Below are 3,655 nucleotides of genomic sequence, written 5' to 3' on the forward strand. Positions count from 1 at the left end.
CGGCAATGTCGGCACCTTCGGCGGCGGGCGGGCGGCCCTCTACCGCCGCCGCGAACATATCGCGGACTGAGCCATGATCGAGGCCACCGACCACGCGATCCGCACCCTGCTGGCGCTTCTGGGCGCGCTGGTGCTGGTCTGGCTCCGCACCGATGGCATGGCGGTGATCGCGCGCATGGGCATCGTACTGGCCTCGGGCGCCATCGGCTATGTCGCGGGCCCCGAGATCGCCCTCTGGCTCGACATGCCCGAGCGCCTGACCATCGTCGGCGTGACCGTCCTCGGCCCGCTGGCGCTGGAAACCGCCGCCGCGGCGCTCCTCTGGCTCAAGCGCGACCCCACGCATCTCGCGGAAATGCTGCGCCTCTGGCGGGGCGGCAAATGAGCCTGCCCCTCTATCTCACCCTCACCGCCGCCATCTGGCTGGCGCTCATCGTCTGGCCCTGAGACCGGGACCGTTTCCAACCACAGGAGATCCCAAATGAAACTCGTGCCCAACTGGCGCGCGGTGCTGCGCCGTGCGTGGTCGGTGTGGATTCTGGCCGCCATGGTCATTCTGTCCGGCCTCGAGGCCGCCGCCGCGCTGCTCTCGGCCGACATGCTCGGCCTGCCGCCCGATCTCTACGCCGCCGCGGTGGGGCTGCTTTCGGCCGCCGCGCTGCTGGCGCGCGTGATCGCCCAGACCGGCCTTGAGGGGGGGGACCGATGATCCGCCGCCGCACCGCCGCCGGGGGCGCCGCCGCGGCCGTGATCGCCGCCGCCGTCGCGCTGATCGCCCCCTGGGAGGGCCTGCGCACCGCCTCCTATCGCGACATCGTCGGCGTCTGGACGATCTGCTACGGCGAGACCCTGGGCGTCGGGCCCGGCCAGACCGCGACGCCGGAGGCCTGCCGGTCCCAGCTCGCCCGCCGCGCCGCGCAGTTCGAGGCTGAGATCCGCCCCTGTCTGCCCGAGGTCCTGCCCATCGAGACCCGCGCCGCCTTCGTCTCGGCCGCCTACAATATTGGCTCCGGCGCCTTCTGCCGGTCGAGCATGTCCCGCCGCGCCCTCGCAGGCGATCTGCCCGGCGCCTGCGATGCCCTCATGCTGTGGGTGAAGGCCGGGGGCCAGACCGTGCCCGGCCTCGTCAACCGCCGCAGCGCAGAACGCGACCTATGCCTGTCCGGCCTCGACTGATCCTCGCGGCGCTCTTGCTGGCCAGCTGCGGCGGCCTGCCGGGGCCGCTCGGGCCGAACCTCGCCGCCAATGTCCAGGCCGGGGCCGAGAACGTGCAAGGGGTGAAGGTCGAGAACGCCCCCAGCATCGTGCGGCCGCGCGCCCGCGAGATCCGCCAGGAGCAATCCGAAAACCGCCTCCGCGCCGACCGGGTGGAAACGGTGATCGTCAACGAGATCCCCGCCTGGATCGTCCTCGTCGCCCTGATCGGATGGATCGCCCCCTCGCCAGGCGAGATCGGGCGAAGGATCGGCGCGGCGGTCGGGAGGCGAAGGGCCTGAGAGCTTCCCCCAACCGGCCGCCCTGGCGGCCTCCACCACCGGCGCGACGCGCCGCAACCCAAGAGGATCGAATGGCCTTTCAATTCAGCACGGCGGCCCGCAATGCCGCCCTCGACGCCATCGAGACGGCCACGGGCTCCGGCCCGACGCTCGAACTGCGCTCCGGCGCCGCCCCGGCCGACTGCGGCGCGGCCGATACCGGCACGCTGCTGGCCAGCATGACCCTGCCCGGCGACTGGCTGGCGGCGGCCGCCAACGGCACCAAGGCCATGCTGGGCACCTGGCAGGACAGCGCGGCCGCTGCCGCCGGGACGGTCGGGCATTTCCGGGTCAGGCAGGGGGCCGCCTGTCACATCCAGGGCAGCGTGACCGCGACCGGCGGCGGCGGCGACATGACGCTCGACAATCCGGCTTTGGCCTCCGGTCAGCAGGTCACCGTCACCGCGTTCACGCTTTCGGCGGGAGGGGAATGATGGCGTTGTCGCAGTTTCCGACCGTCATGCCGCAGGCGGTTTCGGCGATCCTTGGCGCCGCCACGGCGCTGCGCTACCTGCGCGAAACCTCCGGCGACCTGACCTGGTACAGCGTCGAGGCGGTCCAGACCGCGCTCCGGTCGGCCAAGGCATCGACCCTCGCGGCCATTGCCGAGGCGCAAAAGGCCCCCGCCGCGGCCGAGGCCTTCATGGCCGGGATCGGCGGGCCGACCGCCTTGCCGGATCTCATCGCCCTGGCCGACGAGATCGAGGCGGCCGCGAGCGCCTGGAACGACGCGCTGACCGCCTGGGTGTCCGGGCTGCCCGCGTCCGACCTGATCCGCGTGGTGACCATCGCCACCGACGGCATCCTGACCCGGCATATCGAGCGTCCCGCCTTCGTCCCGGCCGCGCGCGCCGCCGCCCTGCGCGCGCGGCCCGAGCTGGCCGCCCTGATCGGCGCCTTCGACGCGGTCGGGGCGTGATCCATGGCCTATGCCGTCATCGCCGGGGCCTCGGGGGCGAGCAAGACGACCGTCCCCATCGGCGGCACGTCCTGGGACGTCTACATCTTCGCCAGCCTCGCAGGCGGCAGCCTCGCCATCGCGCAGCCCGGCGACGTCGATTACCTGATCGTCGGCGCGGGCGGGGCGTCGTCCCCGACCAGCTACGGGGCCTCGGGCGGCGGGTCCGGCGGCGATGTGCTGGCGGGCACACAGGCGGTCCCGGCCGGGATGCTGGCGATCACGGTCGGGCAGGGCGGAACCTCCTCGGAAACGGCGGCGACGCCGGGCGGGGCCAGTTCGGCGCTGGGGCTGACTGCGCGCGGCGGCGGGATTGGTGGCGGGTTTGGCGGCGGCGCGGCGATCCTGCCGACCGATGGCGGCGGGGGCGGGGCGCGGGACGCGGATGAGAGCCTTTTCGGGGCCGCGCACCCGACCTCCTATCGGGGCGGCGACGGCACCCGGGTCAGCGGCGGGCGCAAGCATTCGGGCGGCGGGCGCGGGGCGGGCGGCAACGGCGGCGATGCCGATGCAGACACGGCTGGGGCTGGCGGTCCCGGCATCCTGTCGGCGATCACCGGTTTGGCGGTCGACTATGGCGCGGGCGGCACCGGCCGGGTCTGGGATCTGAACGTCAACGTCCCGACCGAGGCCGAGACGCCAACCCTTCCGGGCCATGGTGGCCCCGGCGTCACCAGCCGCTCGTATCTGGCGGGATCTCCCGGCGCGGGCGGTGTCGTCATCCTGCGCGTTCCCGCGCCGACCGAGGCACCAGCGGATGCCACGGCAGAGGCCGCCGGGGCTCTCGGTCTCGCGGGCTCGGCCTCGGTCACGGCCGAAGCGTCCGGCGCCGCCTCGGGCGGCTTTCGCGTCCTGGGCGCCGCGACAGCGACCGCGCGCGCCGCAGCTGCGGCCCAAGGGGGCATCGGTCTCGGCGGGGCATCGTCGGCCGCAGCGGCGGCCAGGGTGGCGGCGGCCGACACGCTCCGGCTGGACGGGGCCGCTGTCGGCGTCACGCGGGCCGGTGCGGGAATCGGGCGGGCCGCTGGCTCGATGTCGCTCGCGGGCCGCGGGGCGGGCACCGTCAGGATCGGCGGCACCGCGTCAGGCGCGGTTCCGCTCGCGGGTCATGCGGCAGGGGCGGCGGCGGTCCTGGGGGCCGCTGCCGGGGCGCTCGATCTGC

7 protein-coding genes are annotated in these 3,655 nt (G+C 74.2%); all 7 read left to right on the forward strand.

Translation table 11 applies throughout. From position 1 onward, the window contains the following. The first annotated feature begins 73 nt into the window (after positions 1 to 73). Complete coding sequence (locus BYZ73_RS20635) at positions 74 to 385, forward strand: hypothetical protein (protein WP_112317499.1); 312 nt, start codon at positions 74 to 76, stop codon at positions 383 to 385. A 96-nt stretch (positions 386 to 481) separates the two neighbouring features. Continuing rightward, positions 482 to 709 carry a DUF7940 domain-containing protein gene (locus BYZ73_RS20640; RefSeq protein WP_112317500.1) on the forward strand — a complete coding sequence of 76 codons (228 nt, stop codon included), beginning with the start codon at positions 482 to 484 and terminating at the stop codon, positions 707 to 709. Beyond that, a complete protein-coding gene (locus BYZ73_RS20645) occupies positions 706 to 1,176 on the forward strand; it encodes a lysozyme (RefSeq protein ID WP_112317501.1) in 471 nt (156 codons plus the stop codon). Before BYZ73_RS20640 ends, BYZ73_RS20645 begins: the two co-directional genes overlap by 4 nt. Then, on the forward strand, positions 1,155 to 1,496 hold the full coding sequence (locus BYZ73_RS20650; protein ID WP_112317502.1) for a bacteriophage spanin2 family protein: 342 nt from the start codon (positions 1,155 to 1,157) through the stop codon (positions 1,494 to 1,496). Before BYZ73_RS20645 ends, BYZ73_RS20650 begins: the two co-directional genes overlap by 22 nt. A gap of 71 nt (positions 1,497 to 1,567) precedes the next feature. After that, on the forward strand, positions 1,568 to 1,969 hold the full coding sequence (locus BYZ73_RS20655; RefSeq protein ID WP_112317503.1) for a hypothetical protein: 402 nt from the start codon (positions 1,568 to 1,570) through the stop codon (positions 1,967 to 1,969). Then, complete coding sequence (locus tag BYZ73_RS20660) at positions 1,969 to 2,454, forward strand: hypothetical protein (protein WP_112317504.1); 486 nt, start codon at positions 1,969 to 1,971, stop codon at positions 2,452 to 2,454. The genes BYZ73_RS20655 and BYZ73_RS20660 overlap by 1 nt, the downstream gene beginning before the upstream one ends. 3 nt (positions 2,455 to 2,457) lie before the next feature. Further along, on the forward strand, positions 2,458 to 3,655 hold a 1,198-nt coding region (locus BYZ73_RS20665; protein ID WP_342768238.1), incomplete at its 3' end, for a glycine-rich domain-containing protein.

The organism is Rhodovulum viride (genome assembly GCF_003265965.1).
Classification (GTDB): Bacteria; Pseudomonadota; Alphaproteobacteria; order Rhodobacterales; family Rhodobacteraceae; genus Rhodovulum; species Rhodovulum kholense.

Bases quoted from the DNA above. Each gene is read 5' to 3' on its own strand.
- BYZ73_RS20655 (WP_112317503.1), top strand. From the start codon at position 1,568: ATGGCCTTTCAATTCAGCACGGCGGCCCGCAATGCCGCCCTCGACGCC.
- BYZ73_RS20645 (WP_112317501.1), top strand. From the start codon at position 706: ATGATCCGCCGCCGCACCGCCGCCGGGGGCGCCGCCGCGGCCGTGATC.
- BYZ73_RS20650 (WP_112317502.1), top strand. From the start codon at position 1,155: ATGCCTGTCCGGCCTCGACTGATCCTCGCGGCGCTCTTGCTGGCCAGC.
- BYZ73_RS20660 (WP_112317504.1), top strand. From the start codon at position 1,969: ATGGCGTTGTCGCAGTTTCCGACCGTCATGCCGCAGGCGGTTTCGGCG.
- BYZ73_RS20640 (WP_112317500.1), top strand. From the start codon at position 482: ATGAAACTCGTGCCCAACTGGCGCGCGGTGCTGCGCCGTGCGTGGTCG.
- BYZ73_RS20635 (WP_112317499.1), top strand. From the start codon at position 74: ATGATCGAGGCCACCGACCACGCGATCCGCACCCTGCTGGCGCTTCTG.